Annotated in this window: 17 protein-coding genes; 12 read left to right on the top strand and 5 right to left on the bottom strand. The window is 61.4% G+C overall.

What is annotated here, in order from left to right:
• The first annotated feature begins 104 nt into the window (after window positions 1–104).
• The 3 genes from ACZY0R_RS24530 to ACZY0R_RS24520 are packed head-to-tail and all read left to right on the top strand — an operon-like array spanning window position 105 to window position 2532.
• On the top strand, window positions 105–1178 hold the full coding sequence (locus tag ACZY0R_RS24530; RefSeq protein WP_488861970.1) for an alkene reductase: 1074 nt from the start codon (window positions 105–107) through the stop codon (window positions 1176–1178).
• 10 nt (window positions 1179–1188) lie between these two features.
• Entirely contained in the window at window positions 1189–1926 is a 738-nt protein-coding gene (locus tag ACZY0R_RS24525; RefSeq protein WP_488861968.1) for a pirin family protein, read from the top strand.
• Between the two features lie 18 nt (window positions 1927–1944).
• Window positions 1945–2532 carry an isochorismatase family protein gene (locus tag ACZY0R_RS24520; protein WP_488861966.1) on the top strand — a complete coding sequence of 196 codons (588 nt, stop codon included), beginning with the start codon at window positions 1945–1947 and terminating at the stop codon, window positions 2530–2532.
• Window positions 2533–2847: 315 nt separating this feature from the next.
• Here the strand turns inward: ACZY0R_RS24520 and ACZY0R_RS24515 are convergent, their stop codons facing one another.
• From ACZY0R_RS24515 to ACZY0R_RS24495, 5 genes are all read right to left on the bottom strand, one after another.
• Window positions 2848–4542, bottom strand: coding sequence for an IS1634 family transposase (locus ACZY0R_RS24515; RefSeq protein WP_488861964.1), 1695 nt, complete (start codon window positions 4540–4542; stop codon window positions 2848–2850).
• Window positions 4543–4855: 313 nt separating this feature from the next.
• Window positions 4856–7060: an OsmC domain/YcaO domain-containing protein gene (locus tag ACZY0R_RS24510; RefSeq protein ID WP_488861962.1), complete on the bottom strand. Its 2205-nt coding sequence runs from the start codon at window positions 7058–7060 to the stop codon at window positions 4856–4858.
• Window positions 7061–7398: 338 nt separating this feature from the next.
• Window positions 7399–7524: a hypothetical protein gene (locus tag ACZY0R_RS24505; RefSeq protein WP_488861960.1), complete on the bottom strand. Its 126-nt coding sequence runs from the start codon at window positions 7522–7524 to the stop codon at window positions 7399–7401.
• A 159-nt stretch (window positions 7525–7683) separates the two neighbouring features.
• Complete coding sequence (locus tag ACZY0R_RS24500) at window positions 7684–9363, bottom strand: ABC-F family ATP-binding cassette domain-containing protein (protein WP_488861958.1); 1680 nt, start codon at window positions 9361–9363, stop codon at window positions 7684–7686.
• 246 nt (window positions 9364–9609) lie between these two features.
• The gene (locus ACZY0R_RS24495; protein WP_488866136.1) at window positions 9610–10497 is read right to left on the bottom strand and encodes a LysR family transcriptional regulator; all 888 of its coding nucleotides are present in this window, start codon (window positions 10495–10497) and stop codon (window positions 9610–9612) included.
• A gap of 196 nt (window positions 10498–10693) precedes the next feature.
• Here ACZY0R_RS24495 and ACZY0R_RS24490 point away from each other — a divergent pair, with 196 nt between their 5' ends.
• The 9 genes from ACZY0R_RS24490 to ACZY0R_RS24450 all read left to right on the top strand — a co-directional run bounded on the left by ACZY0R_RS24490 (window position 10694) and on the right by ACZY0R_RS24450 (window position 18157).
• Window positions 10694–11683 (top strand): SLAC1 anion channel family protein, encoded by a 990-nt coding sequence (locus ACZY0R_RS24490; protein WP_488861956.1) that lies wholly within the window; start codon window positions 10694–10696, stop codon window positions 11681–11683.
• Window positions 11684–11695: 12 nt separating this feature from the next.
• Window positions 11696–12229 (top strand): G/U mismatch-specific DNA glycosylase, encoded by a 534-nt coding sequence (gene mug, locus ACZY0R_RS24485; protein ID WP_488861954.1) that lies wholly within the window; start codon window positions 11696–11698, stop codon window positions 12227–12229.
• A gap of 346 nt (window positions 12230–12575) precedes the next feature.
• Window positions 12576–13538 carry a chromate resistance protein ChrB domain-containing protein gene (locus tag ACZY0R_RS24480; RefSeq protein WP_488861952.1) on the top strand — a complete coding sequence of 321 codons (963 nt, stop codon included), beginning with the start codon at window positions 12576–12578 and terminating at the stop codon, window positions 13536–13538.
• A gap of 30 nt (window positions 13539–13568) precedes the next feature.
• Window positions 13569–14774, top strand: coding sequence for a chromate transporter (locus ACZY0R_RS24475; protein WP_488861950.1), 1206 nt, complete (start codon window positions 13569–13571; stop codon window positions 14772–14774).
• 23 nt (window positions 14775–14797) lie between these two features.
• A complete protein-coding gene (locus tag ACZY0R_RS24470) occupies window positions 14798–15388 on the top strand; it encodes a superoxide dismutase (RefSeq protein ID WP_488861948.1) in 591 nt (196 codons plus the stop codon).
• Window positions 15389–15404: 16 nt separating this feature from the next.
• A complete protein-coding gene (chrE, locus tag ACZY0R_RS24465) occupies window positions 15405–15731 on the top strand; it encodes a rhodanese family chromate resistance protein ChrE (protein WP_488861946.1) in 327 nt (108 codons plus the stop codon).
• Window positions 15732–15741: 10 nt separating this feature from the next.
• Window positions 15742–16200, top strand: a complete 459-nt coding sequence (locus ACZY0R_RS24460) for a chromate resistance protein ChrB domain-containing protein (RefSeq protein ID WP_488861944.1) — start codon at window positions 15742–15744, stop codon at window positions 16198–16200.
• Window positions 16201–16300: 100 nt separating this feature from the next.
• Window positions 16301–16861, top strand: coding sequence for a 3-keto-alpha-glucoside-1,2-lyase-like domain-containing protein (locus tag ACZY0R_RS24455; protein ID WP_488861942.1), 561 nt, complete (start codon window positions 16301–16303; stop codon window positions 16859–16861).
• 39 nt (window positions 16862–16900) lie between these two features.
• Window positions 16901–18157 carry an MFS transporter gene (locus tag ACZY0R_RS24450; RefSeq protein WP_488861940.1) on the top strand — a complete coding sequence of 419 codons (1257 nt, stop codon included), beginning with the start codon at window positions 16901–16903 and terminating at the stop codon, window positions 18155–18157.
• The last annotated feature ends 392 nt before the right edge of the window (window positions 18158–18549 follow it).

Below are 18549 nucleotides of genomic sequence, written 5' to 3'. Positions count from 1 at the left end.
TTAATTGCTCCATTATCGGATCAATGTTCTCCAAATTACCATATTTATCCCGCACAAGGATCGCGCGATGATGCCTCCATCCAATTCAACCGAGGAATACCATCGTGAGCAAACTGTTTGATCCCGTCCGCGTCGGCCGCTACACCCTGCAGAACCGCCTGGTCATGGCACCGATGACCCGCAGCCGTGCCCAGTACGACGGCACGCCGGGCGAAATGGCTGCCGAGTACTACGCCCAGCGCGCCAGCGTCGGCCTGATCGTCACCGAAGGCACCCAGCCCTCGGACGACGGGCAGGGCTACCTGACCACGCCAGGCATCTACACCGACGCGCACGTGGCAGGCTGGAAGAAGACCACCGATGCCGTGCATGCCAAGGGCGGCCACCTGTTCATCCAGTTGATGCACGCCGGGCGCATGTCGCACCCGGATAACACGCCGCATCACCGGCAGGGCGTCGCGCCGTCGGCCATCGCCCCGGGCGCGCCGATGTTCACGGCCAAGGGCATGCAGGACATTCCGGTGCCAAGGGCGCTGACCACCGAGGAAGTGCGCCAGACTGTCCGGGATTTCCGCTATGCGGCCCGCCGCGCGATCGAGGCCGGTGCCGATGGCGTCGAGATCCATGGCGCCAACGCCTACCTGCTCCAGCAGTTCTTCGCCCCCAGCGCGAACACGCGCACCGATGAATACGGCGGCTCGATCGAGAACCGCGCCCGCTTCGCAATCGAGGTGGCTGCTGCGATTGCCGACGAAATCGGCGCGGACCGCACCGCCATCCGGCTGTCGCCCGGCACGGCGATGTGGGGCATCGACGAAGGCGCCGAAGGACCGGGCCTGTACCGCTATCTGGTCGCCGAACTCGACAAGCTGGGGCTGGCCTACCTGCACATCATGCACCAGGGCAATGAAGCGGTGCAGGCCGACATCCGCAAGCTCTGGCAGCGCACGCTGATCCTGAACCGGCCGGGCCGCCCGCGCGAGCAGGTCGGGGCCGACCTGGCTTCGGGGCTGGCCGACCTGGAAGCCTACGGCCAGATGGTGCTCGCGAACCCGGACTTCGTCGCCCGGCTGAAGCACAGCGCGCCGATGAACGAGGCGGACCGCAATGGCTTCTTCGGCAGCACGGCGCAGGGCTACATCGATTACCCTACCTTGAGTGAAGCCCAGGGCGCCTGAGGCGAACATCATGCCCGTCATTGCCCCGCTGCAGCGCGCCAACCACGGCAGCCACTTCCGCGCCTACGCCCTGCGCGGGGTGGCAGCGCTGATCGATCCCTTCCTCGGGATCGATCATGCCTGGATGAGCGCGCCGACCTTTCCGCCGCATCCCCATGCCGGCTTCTCGGCCGTGTCCTACCTGTTCCTCGACTCGGAAACGGGCATCGACAACCGTAATTCGCTCGGCCCCCGCAACCTGATCCGACCCGGTGGCCTGCACTGGGCGACGGCCGGGAGCGGTATCGTTCATGAGGAAGTTCCGGCAGAGGCCGGCAAGACTGTCCATTCGTTGCAGATCTTCGTCAACCTTGCCCCGGAGCGACAGTACATTGCTCCATTCGCACTGACCTTGGAGCCGCAGGACGTACCGGTGGTGCAGTTGCCCGGGGCAAAGGTGCGCGTGCCCGTGGGACGCTTCCGGGACGCCCGTTCCCCGCTGACGCCGCCGACCGAAGTGACGATGCTCGACATTTCGCTGGAAGAAGGTGCCGAACTGGCCGTGCCCATCGACGCAGGACATTGTGCCTTCGTCATGCCGATCTTCGGCACGGCGACGGTGGACGGCCAGGACTTCGGGCACAACGATCTCAAGCTCCCAGTTTTTCCGGCGCAGGACGCGCCCTGCGCGATCACGCTGCAAGCCCTCCACGGCAGCGCCGAGGTCATGCTTTTTGCCGGCCCGCCGCTGCACTCCACCGCAACCTGACCACGAAGGAGTCTCATCATGGCTTTCGAACGCTTCACCGGCGATAACGCCGCGCTTCTGTTGATCGACCACCAGGTCGGCACCATGGGCTGGGTCCATTCCATCCCCTTCGAAGAGATGAAGCGCAACGCGCTGATGCTGGCCAGGACCGCCAGCATCCTGAAGATGCCGGTCGTGCTGACCTCCAGCATGGAGGAATACGCACAAGGGCCGCTGCTGAGCGAACTGGAAACCATCCTGCCGGACGAATTCGCCGCGCGCATCAAGCGCGTCGGTATCGTTAACGCGATGGATGACGAGAATTTTGCTGCGGCCGCCGCGGCGACCGGGCGCCAGAAGCTCATCATCGCCGGCGTCACCAACGATGTCTGCACGGTGTTCCCGGCACTGAGCCTGGTGCGCGATGGCTACGAAGTGCAGGTGATCGCCGATGCCGGCGGCTCGCCGAGCAAGATCGGTGACGACATGGCCTTGCGCCGCATGGAGAAGAACGGCGTCACGCTCTCCAGTACGAACCAGGTGATTGCCGAGCTTGCAGGTAGCTGGAGTACGCCCGAAGGGATGCGGATTGTGCAGGAAGTGGTCATGCCCGCATTGCAGGGCTGAGGGAGGGAGCCACCCCCTTGTTAGGCCCGAGGTGCTAATCCGACGGCCTGGCGGTGCGCGCAGACCGCAGGCGACAGGCAGGGCATCAAGCTGGCCGGGCGGCACTTGCCTACAGGGCCGTTAGAAGACCCTTTGGGCTGGGCCTGATGACGGGGCCAGGCCGTCCGGAAACTAGAGTCGCCGCGCTTCGCGAATTCGTCTCGTCGATGCGCCGCAGTTATCCGGAAACAATCGCCTCTTATACCTGGGCACCCGAGTTCGACAGTTAGAAGCGTAAGTCTTTGATTTGATTGGAGCCGACTGCGAAACGCTCCACTACAAGAGAGTCAGTTGGGTCGTTTTGGCTGGTTTGCGAACCTTCAATGCGGAGAGAACCCGGGCCTGCTCCTGGCTGATGGCCGAGAGCCCTGCCACGGACTTGGATTGGTCGATGACGATGCGGTGGTGCTGAATGCGATTGAGCATGGCAAGAGCTCGCGCGGGCGACAGCTCGCTGTTGGCGGCCTGCAAGCGCATCCGCATCACCCGATACAGAATCAGTGCCATGAAGCAGATCGCCGCATGGGCGCGGATGCGGTCTGGCAAGCGGTGGTAGACCGGGCCAATCTCGATCTCGGACTTGAGCACACGGAACCCGCGTTCAATATCCGCCAATGACTTGTAGCGGTCGACGACTTCACGTGGTGAGAGATCCGCGGCATTGGTGACCAGCAGCAGCTTGCCATCCATCATGCGGGCATGATGCAAGGCTCGCTCATCGATGGCATAGCAGAAGCGCTCGCTCTTTAGATCGACCTGGATGATACGAGCCAGATGGGCCTCGCAGACCGCATGGTAGAAACGTGCGCGGGCACCGCCATCCGAGAGCTTTTTGCCACGACTGCGATGGCCGGTGTCTTGCGCATCAAGCTTACCCACCCACTGCGCGGCAAGCTGCTCCAGGTGTGCAATCTGCGCATCGCGCTGCCTGCCTTTCTGCTGCGCTGCCACGGGGTCGTGCGCCACGATCAAGCGCAAGCCGTTCCACGGCACTTCGCCCAGGACTTCTTCATGGGCCGGCAGGCATTGCTGTGTGTGGAGGCCTTCCAATGAATCAACCACATCGCTGTAGCGACGGCCCGGTACCGCCAGGATAAATTCCAGCGGCGCACCGTCTGGCAAGGTCATCGCCTGCAGCTCTGCCAGGTTGTCGATCGAGAGCAGTCCCCGATCGGCGACGACGATGACGCGCTTGACGGGGAACCGGCTCAGCACCTTCTCGAGGGTTGGCTTCAGCGTCGTGACTTCCGCGGTATTGCCGTCAAACACTTCGTGATAGAGCGGCAATCCTTCTGCCGTCTGCACGACCCCCAACATGAATTGCCGGGCAATGACGCCTTCCTTGGCCATGCCGTACTGGCGCACATCATCTTCTTGCTGCGACAGACCCTCGGCACGAATGGTCGTCATGTCGTAGAACACCACCGATAAGGTTTGATCGACCAGCGGACGCAACAGCCCCGCCAACACGGCGTCGACGTCTGCCTGATGCGTGACCAGCGCGTCCATTGCGCGCAGCAGATGTTGGTGGTCGACGGCTTCGATGGACAGCCCTGGCAGGCCAACCGTTTCCAGCCAGCGCAGCACACCCAATTTGGATTCCGGGTCACACAGGCGATTGAAGACCATGATGCGCACAAGCGCTTCGACATCGATGGCATGGCGGGTGCGTCGGAACACGCGGCGCAAGCCGTCGAAGCCGAGCTCTTGCCACAGTTCGGAGAGCGCCCACACGTCGCCGAGCGCACGGGCCGATTCGAACGTCACCGCGGGCTCGGCGGCTGCCTCAAGTGCGGGGCGGCCGGTGACGCGCAACAGCCCATTGATCACGCCTTCCATGCTGTCGCCAAGTTGATCAAGACGGCCTAAGGTGGCAACGGTGCGCTGCTTAGGCTGACCGTTGTCATCGCGATAGGACTCGACCAACTGCACATAACGGCGAGAACCGGAGGAGGTGACTTTGACGAACATGCCGTTACTTTACAGGCATTGAGTGCCTTGTCAAATATAGGCTTCGTTCTTACAAACGTGCCACTACAAGAGTTTGGCGCCCACGACCCGGGAAGCCGCGCCAGTGCTAGGGGCGACGGTCAGAAATGGCGAATATCGGGCTCAAACTGTCGAACTCGGGTGGGCAGGCCTCAATGTCCCATCTGCAAAGTAGATCGGTCCTTCGCCAGGATGCCGCTAGCGGCAGTAATCAACCCATAGTGGTCATCCGGCTAATGTAGCGAAATTCCGACAACGCCTTTTGCGCAGGATCGAGCAGCCCGTCACTGCCGCCCTAACTGGCTGTAGCCGCCACATTTGCCCGCGCCGAGTGCAATTTTTTGTAGCTGTCAATCAAGCGGTGGTGCCTGTCGAGCCCCTCCAATTTCATACTGGTTGGCGTCAAACCAAAGAAACGCACGCTGCCGTCCACTGAACCCAGCACCGCGTCCATCCGCGCATTGCCATACATCCGACGGAAGTTGACCGCGTAGTCATCCAGGTTCAGGTCGTCATCCAACAGCACCTCCAGCACCACATTCAAGGCCTGGTAAAACAGTCCGCGCTCGACCGTGTTGTCGTTGTACTGCAAGAAGGCGCCCACCAGCTCGTGCGCCGCCTCAAATTGCTGCAAGGCGAGATGAATGAGCAGCTTCAACTCCAAAACTGTCAGCCGCCCCCAGTCCGTATTCTCGTCAAATTCGATGCCGATCAGCGTGGCGATGTCGGCGTATTCATCGAGCTCACTGTTATCCAGACGCTCAAGCAGGGCCTCCAGGCTTGCGTCGTCCAGGCAATGCAAGTTCAAGATATCTGCGCGGAACGACAGTGCCTTGTTGGTGTTATCCCAGATCAAATCTTCTACAGGATAGACTTCCGAATAGCCCGGAACCAAAATCCGGCAAGCAACGGCGCCTAGCTGGTCATACACCGCCATGTACACCTCTTTACCCATGTCCTCAAGAATGCCGAGCAAGGTTGCTGCTTCCTCGGCATTGGAGTTCTCGCCCTGGACAGAAAAATCCCACTCGACAAAATCGAAATTCGCCTTGGCGCTGAAAAAGCGCCACGACACCACGCCGCTGGAATCAATGAAATGTTCAACAAAATTGTTCGGCTCAGTCACGGCGTTACTGACAAAGGTGGGCTGTGGTAAATCGTTCAGGCCTTCAAAACTGCGACCCTGCAGCAATTCTGTCAGACTCCGTTCCAGCGCCACCTCGAGGCTTGGGTGCGCGCCGAACGAAGCAAAGACACCGCCAGTTCGTGGGTTCATCAAGGTGACGCACATCACCGGATAAATTCCGCCCAACGAAGCATCCTTCACCAATATCGGAAAGCCCTGCTCTTCCAGCCCCTGAATGCCAGCCAGGATGCCAGGGTATTTCGCCAGCACTTCATGGGGCACATCAGGCAGTGCCATTTCGCCCTCCAGAATTTCGCGCTTTACCGCCCGTTCGAAAATCTCGGACAAGCATTGCACCTGCGCTTCGGCCAGTGTATTACCAGCACTCATGCCATTGCTGGCGTAGAGGTTTTCGACCAGATTGGAGGGGAAATACACCACTTCGCCGTCCGACTGCCGTACATACGGCAGCGAACAGATACCGCGCTGCAAATTCCCCGAGTTGGTTTCGTACAGATGCGAGCCAAGTAACTCGCCATCGGGATTGTAAATGGGCAGGCAGTATTCATCGAGAATTTCAGCCGGCAGCGCGTCTTTAGGTCCAGGCTTGAACCAGCGCTCGTTCGGGTAATGTAAAAACGCCGCATTGGCGAGGTCTTCGCCCCAAAACGTACCGGCATAAAAATGGTTGCAATTCAGGCGCTCGATAAACTCTCCCAACGCCGACGCCAACGCGCTTTCCTTGGTCGCTCCCTTGCCATTGGTAAAACACATTGACGAGTGCGCGTCACGGATATGCAGCGACCAGACATTGGGAACGATATTACGCCATGAAGCGATTTCAATCTTCATCCCCAAGACCGACAAAATGTCCGACATATTGGCGATCGTTTGCTCCAATGGCAGATCCTTGCCCGCAATATAGGTGCTGGCGTCAGACGCCGGCTTCAACGTCAGCAACGACTGAGCATCGGCATCCAAGTTCTCTACCTCTTCGATGACAAACTCGGGTCCGGCTTGCACCACTTTTTTTACCGTACAGCGATCGATGGATCGTAAAATACCCTGGCGGTCTTTGGCAGAAATATCAGCCGGCAATTCGACTTGAATCTTGAAAATCTGCTGATATCGGTTTTCCGGATCAACAATATTATTCTGCGACAGGCGGATGTTATCGGTCGGAATATCGCGAGTTACGCAGTACAACTTAACAAAATAAGCCGCACACAATGCCGACGAGGCCAAAAAATAATCGAACGGACCCGGTGCGGAGCCATCGCCCTTATAGCGGATAGGCTGGTCGGCTATCACCGTGAAGTCATCGAACTTGGCTTCAAGACGTAGCTTATCGAGAAAGTTGACCTTAATTTCCATGGGGGAATTCCAAAAATGGTGCTCAAAATGATGTGGCCGCTATTATCCGACGCCGCGCTGGTGCATTGTAATATATCGATGCTTTCTACAAGCGCCGTCGCATACGGATAATTTGACAGGCGAACGCCAATTGCGCAGGACGTGGCTGGAACGTCACGCCATGGCGATATTCAGGGCAGCGCCAGGGAGGCGGCACAGGCTGCGAAGCGTGCTGCCCACTTGGAGGTGCCTTATTAGTCGTTGGGACGGAATGTGATGATGAAGCTGTCCGGCCCCTTGCTGTTCTCACCGCGTGGGAACGGGTCGGAACGCTCCAACACGCGCAGCGCCGCGTTGTCTCAGCCCGCGCCGGCAGCACTGTCCGCGCCACCTGCCAGCGCCTCCTGGCGGGCGAGTTCGGAACGACGTTGTGCGCTGGTGGCCGCATTGCCCAGGTCGCCACCGCTCATACTGCAGACAGCCATGAGCCTATTCGCGCCATGCGTTCCAAGTATCGTCGGGCTCGGTACGCGTTGGCGTTAGTCGCCGGCACCTGGCGCGCTTGTCCGCACGATTGCTGAAGTCCTTGGCGAACGTCCGCGCTTCGCCTCCCATGCAACGCCCGCCGCCCGCCCGGGGGTAGCTCAGGCGATGACCTTCTGCTCTGCGGCGGCCTGCTCGCGCATGCGACGGGCTTCGTCGCGCAGGAACTGCTGGTAATCGTCCAGATCGCCGTCGAAGGGCTCGACGCCGCCCTTGGTGACCAGCCAGAACTCGTCACAGACGGCGCGCAGCAGGGCCCGGTCGTGACTGACCAGCATCACCGTGCCTTCGAATTCGTTGAGCGCCATGGCTAGCGCTTCGCGTGTGGCCAGGTCGAGGTGGTTGGTAGGCTCGTCGAGCAGCAGCAGGTTGGGGCGCTGCCACACGATCATGCACAACACGAGCCGCGCCTTTTCGCCGCCGCTCATCGTGCCAACCGCCTGATGGACCATGTCGCCGCTGAAGCTGAAGGAGCCGAGGAAGGTGCGAAGCGATTGTTCGGTGCCACTCTGGCCGGGGGCGCGCATGTGCGCCGGCGTGTCCTTGGCAAGGCGGATCATGTGTTCCATCGGCGTGTCGAGCGGGCGCAGCACGTCGAGTTCCTGCTGTGCGAAGTAGCCGATGTTCAGGCCTTTTCCTTCGCTGATTTCGCCGGCAATCGGCGCCAGCGCGTGCGCCACCGTCTTCACCAGCGTGGACTTGCCTTGGCCGTTGGCACCGAGAATGCCGATGCGCTGCCCGGCCAGCACGGAACGGTTGATGCCCCGCACGATGACCGTGGGCGGCGTGCCCGGCAGTGCGCCGGCCGGCGCGGGGTAGCCGAAGCTTGCGTCCAGCATCGACAACAGCGGGTTCGGGACGTTGAGGGGCTCCTTGAACTCGAAGGTGAACTCCGCATCGGCAAGCACCGGTGCGATCTTCTCCATGCGTTCGAGCGCCTTGACCCGGCTCTGCGCCTGCTTCGCCTTCGAGGCCTTGGCCTTGAAACGGTCGATGAATTTCTGCAGGTGGGCGATCTTTTCCACCTGCTTGGCCATCGCGGCCTGCTGCAACACGAGCTGCTCAGCGCGCATGTCTTCGAACTTGCTGTAGTTGCCGCCATAGCGCACGAGCTTGGCGTTGTCGACGTGCACCGTCACCTGCGTCACCGCGTCGAGGAATTCGCGGTCGTGGCTGATCATTACAAGGGTTCCTTGATAGCGCTTGAGCCAGGCTTCCAGCCAGACCAGCGCGTCGAGGTCGAGGTGATTGGTCGGCTCGTCGAGCAGCAGCAGGTCGGACGGGCACATGAGCGCGCGCGCCAGCTGCAGTCGCATGCGCCAGCCGCCGGAGAAACTGTTGACCGGCTGGCTAAGCTGCTCAGCGCTGAAGCCAAGGCCCAGGATCAGCGCTTGGGCACGTGCAGGGGCATCGTGTGCACCGGCGTCGTGCAGGTTCATGTAGGCGTGCGCCATGCGCATGCCGTCGTCGCTGGCCTCGGAGGCGGCTACTTCGGCCTGCGCGGCCAGCAGCGCGGTGTCACCCTCGACTACGAAGTCGGTCGCGCTCTGCTCGGTCTCCGGCATCTCCTGCGCGACCTGGCCCATCTTCCATGCAGCGGGAATCGAGAACTCGCCGCTATCTTCGTGCAGCGTGCCGTTGAGAAGGCCGAAGAAGGACGACTTGCCGGCGCCATTGCGGCCGACAAGACCAATCTTTTCGCCGGGGGTGAAGGTGACGGAGGCGCGGTCGAGTACGACATTGACGCCGCGGCGCAGCGTGACATTACGGACGGAAATCATAAGGAGCCACTTCGGAGAGGATCAGCATGATAGCCGACCGGACGTGCAGGGCTGTCTCTTTTCTGAGCCGCTTGCGCTTTGCGGCGCCCACCGGCCACAAAGCAAGGCAGGCCCTGGCGCACCGGGCGTACCGGCTGCGGGGCCAGCGAACATAGCGGTGAATGACGGCTCTTGGCCGTGAGCGGCCATCTACGGCGACGACCATTCCCGCCCCACTTGCAACGTTCGCCCCCCGACTTACAAACGTCAGACCCCCACCTCAACCACCCGGGCCTTCAACCGCGGCGTGGCGAAATCAAGAAAAGCGCGCAACTTCAGCGGCAGGATTCCCTGTCCGGTGTGAACAAGGCTGATAGGCCACGGCGCTGGCTCAAACGGTGCGAGCACGATCTTGAGTGCACCGGCACGCAACGCGCTCGCCATCTGATAGGACACCACGCGAGTGATCCCGACGCCGGCCACCGCCGCATCGATTGCGGCTTCGGCAGTGCTGACGGCAAGCCGCGAGCGGACCGGCACCGCGATCTCCGATTTGCCCGACATGAAGCTCCAGACCTGCCTGGATGCCATCTGTTCGAATGTAATGCATGCATGCGCGGCGAGCTCAAGGGGGCTCGTCGGCGTGCCGTGTTCAGCGAAATAGGCGGGGCTTGCGCACACCACCCGACGCACCGTGCCAATCCGTGCCGCGATGAAACTGCTGTCGGGCAGTTCGGCAACCCGCAATGCGACGTCGACGTGCTCTTCAAGAAGAGGCACCACGCGGTCGGTCAGCACCATCCGCACATCGATGTCCGGATAAGTCTTGAGGAATTCCGCGACCACGGGCAAGACGTGCAGGCGTCCGAAGACGAGGGGTGCAGTGATGACTAGCTCGCCTTTGGGCGCCGCGTATTCCCCGGACGCCGCACGCTCCGCCTCGCCCACTTCCTCGAGAATGCGCCGGCATGCGGCGACATACGATTGCCCGGCTTCGGTGAGAGAAAGCTGTCGGGTGGAGCGATGCAGGAGTCGGGTTTTCAGGTACGACTCCAGGTCTCCAACCTTGCGGCTCACCGTTGCGAGCGGCATCTTGAGTTGGCGCGCCGCGGCAGAAAAACTGCCTGCTTCGACCACGGCCACCAGGATCGACATGGATTCGAAGCGATCGGCCACGTTCTCATTTTTTGGGAGGATGATTCCCAATAATGACAGATTATCTTCATGGGTGGAAGAGAATAGTATCGGCGACATCTCCCCGACAAGCGAGGCGGCGAACGATTCGAGGCTTCTCGATCGGCTGCTTTTGGGCTGCCGCGTCTCGGGTCCCCAAGAATCAGGAGAATGTGCTGTGTCAACGCTTTCGAGTCCCCATCCGCGGTCCTTGCGAACAACCGCTTCCATCAGAAACCTGCCCGTCAACCTGTTTGCGTCGGTAATGGGTATTGCCGGACTGTCTATTGCGTGGCGCCAGGCCAGCCACGAATTTGGGGTAAGTCCGCTGATCTCTGAAGCAGCCGGTATCCTCGCCTTGGTTGTATTCGTCGTGCTGAGCGCGGGCTATCTCTTCAAGGCAGTCAAACATCCTGAGGCGGTCGTCGCCGAATACCGGCATCCCGTTGCCGGCAATTTCTTCGGCACGATCACGATCGCTATCCTGCTGCTTTCCTCGGTCGTTGCCCAACTGAGCCAGACGCTCGCCGAAGTCATGTGGACGGTGGGTACGATCTTCACGCTCGCGCTCTGTTTCGCGATTGCGGGCCGGCTGCTGCGGGGAAAGATCGAAGCTGCGCACGCAGTTCCCGCCTGGTTCATCCCGGGTGTGGCCACGTTGGATATCGCCGTTGCCGGCGGGACCATGCCAATGCCGTGGGCGCATGAGGTCAACATGTTCGCGCTGGCCGTGGGAACGATGATTGCCCTCTTGTTCTTTACGATGATCATGTCGCGAATGATTCACCACGAGCCGCTGCCCGCCGGCATGGTCCCTTCGCTGCTAATCCTGATGGCACCGTTCGAAGTGGGCTTTCTTGCCTACACCAACTTTACGCAGCACGTCGACACCTTCTCCGGGTTGCTGTTCTACTTCGGTCTTTTCGTATTCCTCACACTGGCGCCCAAAGTGTTTCGCAGGGGAATTCCGTTTGCTACCGGTTGGTGGGCGATCAGCTTTCCGATGGCAGCGCTGGCGAGTGCCGCGCTGAAATACGCGATGTTCGTCCAGGCCTGGCCCCTGAAGCTGATTGCAATCATCCTGCTCGCCATGCTGAGCCTCGCGATTGTGATTCTCTTTGTCAGAACGCTGCACATTCTCCTTAACGGCAAGTTGCTCGCCGGTTGAAACAGTACACAGATGGCTACCTGCGCACCCGGCCCAGTTGCGCCGGCGTCACTTCCGGACGCAATATCGAACGGTCTGGCAGTCGTTTTTTGTGGAATAAATCCCGGCATGAGAGCGGTGGCAACCGGCCACCATTTTGAAGGACATGGCAACCGCTTCTGGCGGGTCTTACATTTGGCCGGTTTCACGCCAGAGCTGATGCGTCCCGAAAACGACCGGGACCTGCTCGCCCATGGGTGCGGATTGACGACAGCTGTTGGCCGGCCTACGGCGCGGGCCGATCAGCTTTCACCGCATGAATTCCTTGAGTCGACTTCGGCGTTACTGAAGAAGATCGAACTTCATCGCCCCACATATATCGCCTTCCTGGGGAAGGCCGCATACGCGGCCATTTCAGGTCAGCGGCACGTCTTGTGGGGACGCCAGAACGCCATGTTCGGCGGGTCGGAAGTGTGGATCCTGCCGAATCCGAGCGGTTTGAACCGCTCGTTCAGCCTCGATGACCTCGTTGGGGCTTATAGAGAGTTGTACCTTGCAATAGGTTGACGCTCGCAAAGCCGCCGCGCACTCGGCACGCCTGGCCAACGATGTCTGGCTATCCTGGGCCTGGATTTCTGCGACGAGCCATTTACCGCACGCACGTCCTTACCAAAGCAAAACCAGTGTTCAAATCCGTTGACTCCAGCGGAGCCTTCCGCGCCCGATTTGTGCGGTGCGAGCAACACCGGATCCGGTCTTTCGGGCTGGTCTGTCCCGTGGTTTGCGCGGGCGAACCCAGGCAGCGGCGATGTCGATCCATTGGGATTCGAGGGACCACCTCCCAATCGGCCCAGTTTTTGTAATGATCTCTACATCATTGAAACCTGCGCGATGGAACCCTATGCTGCCTTCCATGACCACGTCCCAAGATTCCTGGATCCTGCTGATCGTCAGCCTTCCCACATCGGGTGCGACCGCCCGCATGCGGATCTGGCGCACGCTCAAGGCGTTAGGCGGCGCCGCCTTGCGCGACGGGGCTTATCTGCTGCCGGCCGGCGCCGAGCAAGTGGAACAGTTCCGCGAACTGGCCGACGATACACAGCAGCAGGACGGCCAAGCCTGGCTGTTGACGGTGCAGCCCCAAGAGGACGACGACGCTGCCACCTACCGCGCGTTGTTCGACAGATCGAGCGACTACGCCGAACTCCTCGCGTCCGTTTCGGAAGCCCGCCAGACGCTTTCCAGTCTAAGTGAAGCCGAACTCAATCGCCTGCAGCGACGGCTCGGCCGCATCTACGAGGCGATCCGCAAGATCGACTTCTTTCCCAACGAGGCGTCCTTGCGTGCCGAGGCACAGTGGCGGGACTTCACGGGCGCCATTGAAACAATCCTGTCGCCGGGCGAGCCGCACCCCGCCGCAGGGGCCATCGCGCGACGCGACCCCATGCAATACCAGGGGCGGCTATGGGCGACACGCCGCCATCTTTGGGTCGACCGGGTGGCTTGCGCGTGGTTGATCCAGCGCTTCATCGATCCCCATGCTCGTTTCCTGTGGCTCGATGCCCCCGGTGACTGTCCCGCCGATGCCCTGGGCTTCGATTTCGACGGCGCGACATTCACCCATGTCGGTGAAAAGGTTTCCTTCGAGGTGCTGCTGGCCAGCTTTGCCCTGGAGGCAAATCCAGGATTGCAGCGTCTGGCGGGGATGGTCCATGCGCTGGATGTCGGCGGACCGACCGTCCCGGAAGCGAGCGGGTTCGAGGCGATCCTGGCCGGCGCCCGTGAACGGCTGGCCGATGACGATGCGCTGCTGGCCGAAACCGGCTTGGTGCTCGATTCCCTGCATGCCCACTTCTTGAACAACCGGAAACGCTAGGGGTCATTGAACCTATCTCAAGGACGATCCATGAGCAACCTGCAGCAAACCAATATCCCCGACATGCCAGCGGCAGAGCGAATTGGCTATACGCTCTGGCAACTCGTGCTCTATATGTTGCGCCTGGGTACGCTGGGCTTTGGAGGCCCCGTAGCCCTCGCCGGCTACATGCACCGGGACCTGGTGGATGAACGCAAGTGGATTACCGATGCCGATTACAAGGAAGGCCTGGCGCTGGCGCAGCTGGCACCCGGGCCGCTGGCCGCGCAGCTCGCCATCTATCTCGGCTATGTGCATTACCGCATCGTCGGGGCGACCTTGGTCGGCATTGCATTCGTCATTCCGTCGTTCCTGATGGTGGTGGCACTGGGTTGGGCTTACGTCCGGTTTGGCGGACTGACCTGGATGCAGTCGGTATTCTATGGGGTAGGTGCCGCGGTCATCGGGATCATTGCGATCAGCGCATACAAGCTCACGAGCAAAAGCGTTGGCCGCGACAAGCTGCTGTGGGTGATCTACCTGATGCTGGCGACGGTGACGGTCGTCACCGAGTCCGAGATTGCCTGGCTGTTCCTGGCGGCCGGCATGGTGGTGTGGTTCTGGCGGGCGCCGCCGAAGTGGCTGCGTCAAGGCGGCCTCAATGCCATAGCGGCGACGCAGGTGCCCACAACAGTGAGCGGGATCGTCAGCACCGTGGATTGGCCGCTGTTGACGCAGGTTGGCGTGTTCTTTGCCAAAGCCGGCGCTTTCGTATTCGGCTCCGGGCTTGCCATCGTGCCGTTCCTCTATGGCGGCGTCGTGACCGAACACCATTGGTTGAACGACAAGCAGTTTGTCGACGCCGTCGCAGTGGCCATGATCACGCCGGGCCCCGTCGTGATCACGGTCGGCTTCATCGGTTATCTGGTCGCCGGCCTGCCAGGCGCATCCGTGGCCGCGCTTGGCACCTTCCTGCCTTGCTACCTGTTCACCGTGATCCCGGCACCCTACTTCAAGAAGTACGGCAAGCGGCCCGGCATCATCGCCTTCGTCGATGGCGTGACGGCGGCGGCAGTCGGGGCCATCACGGGTGCCGTGGTCGTCCTGGCCAAACGCTCGATTGTCGATCTGCCTACCGCCTTGCTTGCGCTCGTCACGGTCGCCCTGCTCTGGAAATTCAAGAAGCTGCCGGAGCCAGTCATCGTCATCGGCGCAGCCCTGGTTGGTCTGGTTGCCTACCCGCTACTTCACGCCTGAGCCGCACGAACAAGGAATCGATCATGACCTACCAGATGAAACCGCTTGCCGTCGATCCACGCAAGCTCACCGGCCTTTCGGAAAAGCTGATTATCAGCCATTACGAGAACAACTACGGCGGCGCTGTGAAGCGATTGAACGCCATCACGGCGGAACTTGCCGCGCTGGATCCGGCGACCGCGCCCGTCTTCATGCTCAATGGCCTGAAGCGTGAAGAACTGATCGCCGCCAATTCGATGATCCTGCACGAGGTGTATTTCGACGGGCTGGGTGATGGCGGCACCCTGGGCCCCGAATTGGAGTCGGCGCTTATCCGCGATTTTGGCAGCGTGGCCCGCTGGCAAGCTGAGTTCACGGGCATGGGCAAGGCGCTGGGCGGCGGCTCGGGCTGGGTGCTGCTGAACTACTCGCCACGCGACAAGCGGCTCGTGAACCAGTGGGCGCCCGATCACGCACATACCCTGGCGGGCGCTACTCCCATCCTGGCGCTCGACATGTATGAGCATTCTTATCACATGGACTTCGGTGCAAAAGCTGCTGCGTATGTGGATGCCTTCATGCAGAACATCCATTGGGCCCAGGCAGCCGAGCGCTTCGCCGAAGCGCAGAATTAAGCTCGGAGCCAAGAACATGCCCACTGCCATCTCTTCCCACGAACTTGCCGAAGCGATTCAAGCGCTGGTCCCGCCGCAGATTGTCGACGTCAGGCGCAGGCGGGCATTTGATGCCAGCGCGCAAATGATCGCCGGTGCCTCCTGGCGCAACCCCGACGACATAGATAGCTGGATCGCAGAACTCGACTCCAGCCGGCCGGTGATCGTCTATTGCGTGCATGGCCTGCAAGTCAGCCAGGACTGCGCCGCACGGCTAGAGGACGAAGGTATCCGAGCAGCCTATCTCACTGGCGGCATTGAGCAGTGGTCCGCCGGCGATCACCCGACCATCGGCAAATCGTAAGGAGCCGGCCATGAAATGGATTACCCGCGAACGTCCGAAGATCGACCGGATTGCCTGTCCCTGGCTGATAGCCCGTTTTATCGACAAGGAACCGGAATTCCTGTACGTGCCGACCGGCAACGTCGTGAAAGTCGCAGGCGAGACTGGAGCTGTTCCCTATGACATTCCTGGTGTCGAACTTTCGCATGTCGGAGAACTGTGCAGCTTCGACGCCTTCCTGGACAAGTACCGTTTGAATGATCCCGCCTTGCAGCAACTCGCTGGCATTGTGCGGGGGGCGGACACGTCAAAGCTGGACCTCACACCGCAATCGGGAGGGCTCTACGCCATCTCGCTGGGCCTCTCGCAGGTCTTTTCCGACGACCACGAGATGCTCAGGCACGGCATGGTGATGTACGACGCTTTGTATGCCTGGTGCCAGCATTGCCAGGCGGAAGCGCATCGTTGGCCGCCGAAGATGCCTAAATGAACTGCCAGTCGCGTCATCGCTCGGGAGATGCACTGTGAAGCCGATCCCACTCATGTTATGGATGCTGCTGACGGCCATGCCGGCAACCGGAGAAACGATCATGTTCAACCAGGACAGGCAAGGTACCTTGCCCGCGGGATGGGTGGCCGGTGTCACCGGCAGTGGCACGCCGAAATGGACTGTCGAGGCGGACCCGTCCGTGCAGGACGGCACCAACGTGCTCAAGCAGTCCGGCTCCGGGGATTTCCCCTGGTGTGTGAACCCTGCCGCCTCCATCGCCAATGGCTTCGTGGAGGCAAGGTTCAAACCCATGTCCGGCCGCGAGGACCAGGCAGGCGGCGTTGTCTGGCGCTGGAAGGACGGCAACAACTACTATGTCGCGCGGGCGAATGCACTGGAGAACAATGTCTCGCTGTATTACACGGCAGCCGGACGCAGGCACACGATCCAGTACAAGGACGCGCCTGTCGCTGCCAAGGTCTGGCATACGCTACGCGTGGAGTTCGTGGGGAACCATATCCAGGTCGCGCTGGACGGCAAGCGCTACATCGATGTGGCGGACGACCATATCAGCGGTGCCGGCGCGGTGGGCGTATGGACCAAGGCGGACAGCGTGACCTTGTTCGACACCTTCTCATATGGGTCCGGCGGTACGAAATAGGACCGGGAAAAGATGTGAAACCAATGGTCGCGTACCGCGATGCAAACGCTTGAGGATCCTGCTGTGACCGTCGGCCAAGCCCGGCTTGCTCGCCTGCTACTGCCAGCGGGTGTCCATGCCGGTGCCTTGCCACTTCTGGTCGGGCGCGCGTTACGCGGCTTCTGCGACGGGTTCATCGCCGTCCTGCTGCCCGCATACCTGCTAGCGCTCGGTTTCGCGCAACTGGCAGTGGGATTGGTCAGCAGTGCCACCCTGATCGGCTCGGCACTGGCGACGATACTGGTGGGCGTCCTCGGCCATCGTTACCCACAGCGCCGTCTGCTGTTGCTGGCGGCCGCGCTGATGGCCGCGACCGGCATCGGATTCGCCGGGCTCTCCTCCCTCTGGCCACTACTGCTAGTCGCGTTCGTCGGTACGCTTAACCCAAGCTCCGGAGACGTCAGCGTGTTCCTGCCCCTGGAGCAGGCTCGCCTTGCTGATTCCGCTACCTCAGATACGCGCACGGCGCTGTTCGCCCGGTACAGTCTGACCGGAGCCCTCTCCGCCGCCATTGGCGCGTTGGCAGCGGCGCTGCCGGGCTGGCTTGCCTCACAGTTGGGGGTATCGTTCCTCAGCGCCATGCGCGCGATGTTCATGATCTATGCATTGACCGGTGTCGCGCTCTGGTACCTCTATACGCGGATGCCCGAGCCAGAGCCGCACGTGGCATCGGTTAGAACGCCACTAGGCCCGTCCCGCCGAATCGTTACCCGCCTTGCCCTGCTGTTCAGCGTCGACGCCTTTGCCGGTGGGCTGGTGGTGAACTCGCTGCTGGCACTGTGGCTGATGCAACGATTCGGCCTCTCACCAGGGGCTGCCGGCCAGTTCTTTTTCTGGTCGGGCCTGCTCTCCGCAGGCTCCCTGCTTGTTGCCGTGCCGCTGGCTCGCAGGTTCGGCTTGCTGAACACCATGGTGTTCACCCATATTCCGTCCAGCCTATGCCTGATCGCGGCAGCATTCTCTCCTTCGCTGGTGGCGACGCTGGTCCTCTTGCTCGCGCGCAGCGCGCTGTCGCAGATGGACGTACCGACAAGGACCGCTTATGTGATGGCGGTCGTGACGCCGCCCGAGCGCCCCGCTGCCGCCAGCCTGACCGCGGTACCCAGGAGCCTGGCTTCCGCGCTGGGTCCGACCCTCGCGGGCGGCTTGCTGGCGATGGGCTGGGTCGGCGCGCCACTGGTCGCTTGCGGCCTGCTCAAGATCGCCTATGATCTCGCGCTGCTTGGTGCATTCCGGCGCATCAAGCCAGTCGATTGACGTGACACGAGAGTTGCATCGATAGGTCTGATGCGACGCGACCGGGCCGACGGCCTAGCGTTCTCGCCTTCCAATGGACGCGATGTCAGCCGGCGAACGACTTGCCGTTCAGCACCGGACACCGGATATCGCGACGAAACCTGCACCTCAATGGTGCTCCGGCCATTTTGGGTGGTAATCGTCGATGGTGAACGCGTGCCGGTGACTATGCGTCAGGAGGTGGCTGAAGTTACGCGCGACGTTAGCCGGCGCCTGTACCGGGTCGAACTATGGCACTTCGTCGTGGGCACTTTCGTTTGGGGCTATGGAGACGCGCCCTTGAATATCCTATTCGCCGATTGAAACAACGTGGCGCCAGCGGGTCCGGTGGCCGTTCTCAGGTGCACAACGGC

Source organism: Cupriavidus sp. F041, assembly GCF_057814235.1.
The sequence above is the reverse complement of the archived record's forward strand: the minus strand, read 5'-3'. Positions and strand labels throughout refer to the sequence as shown.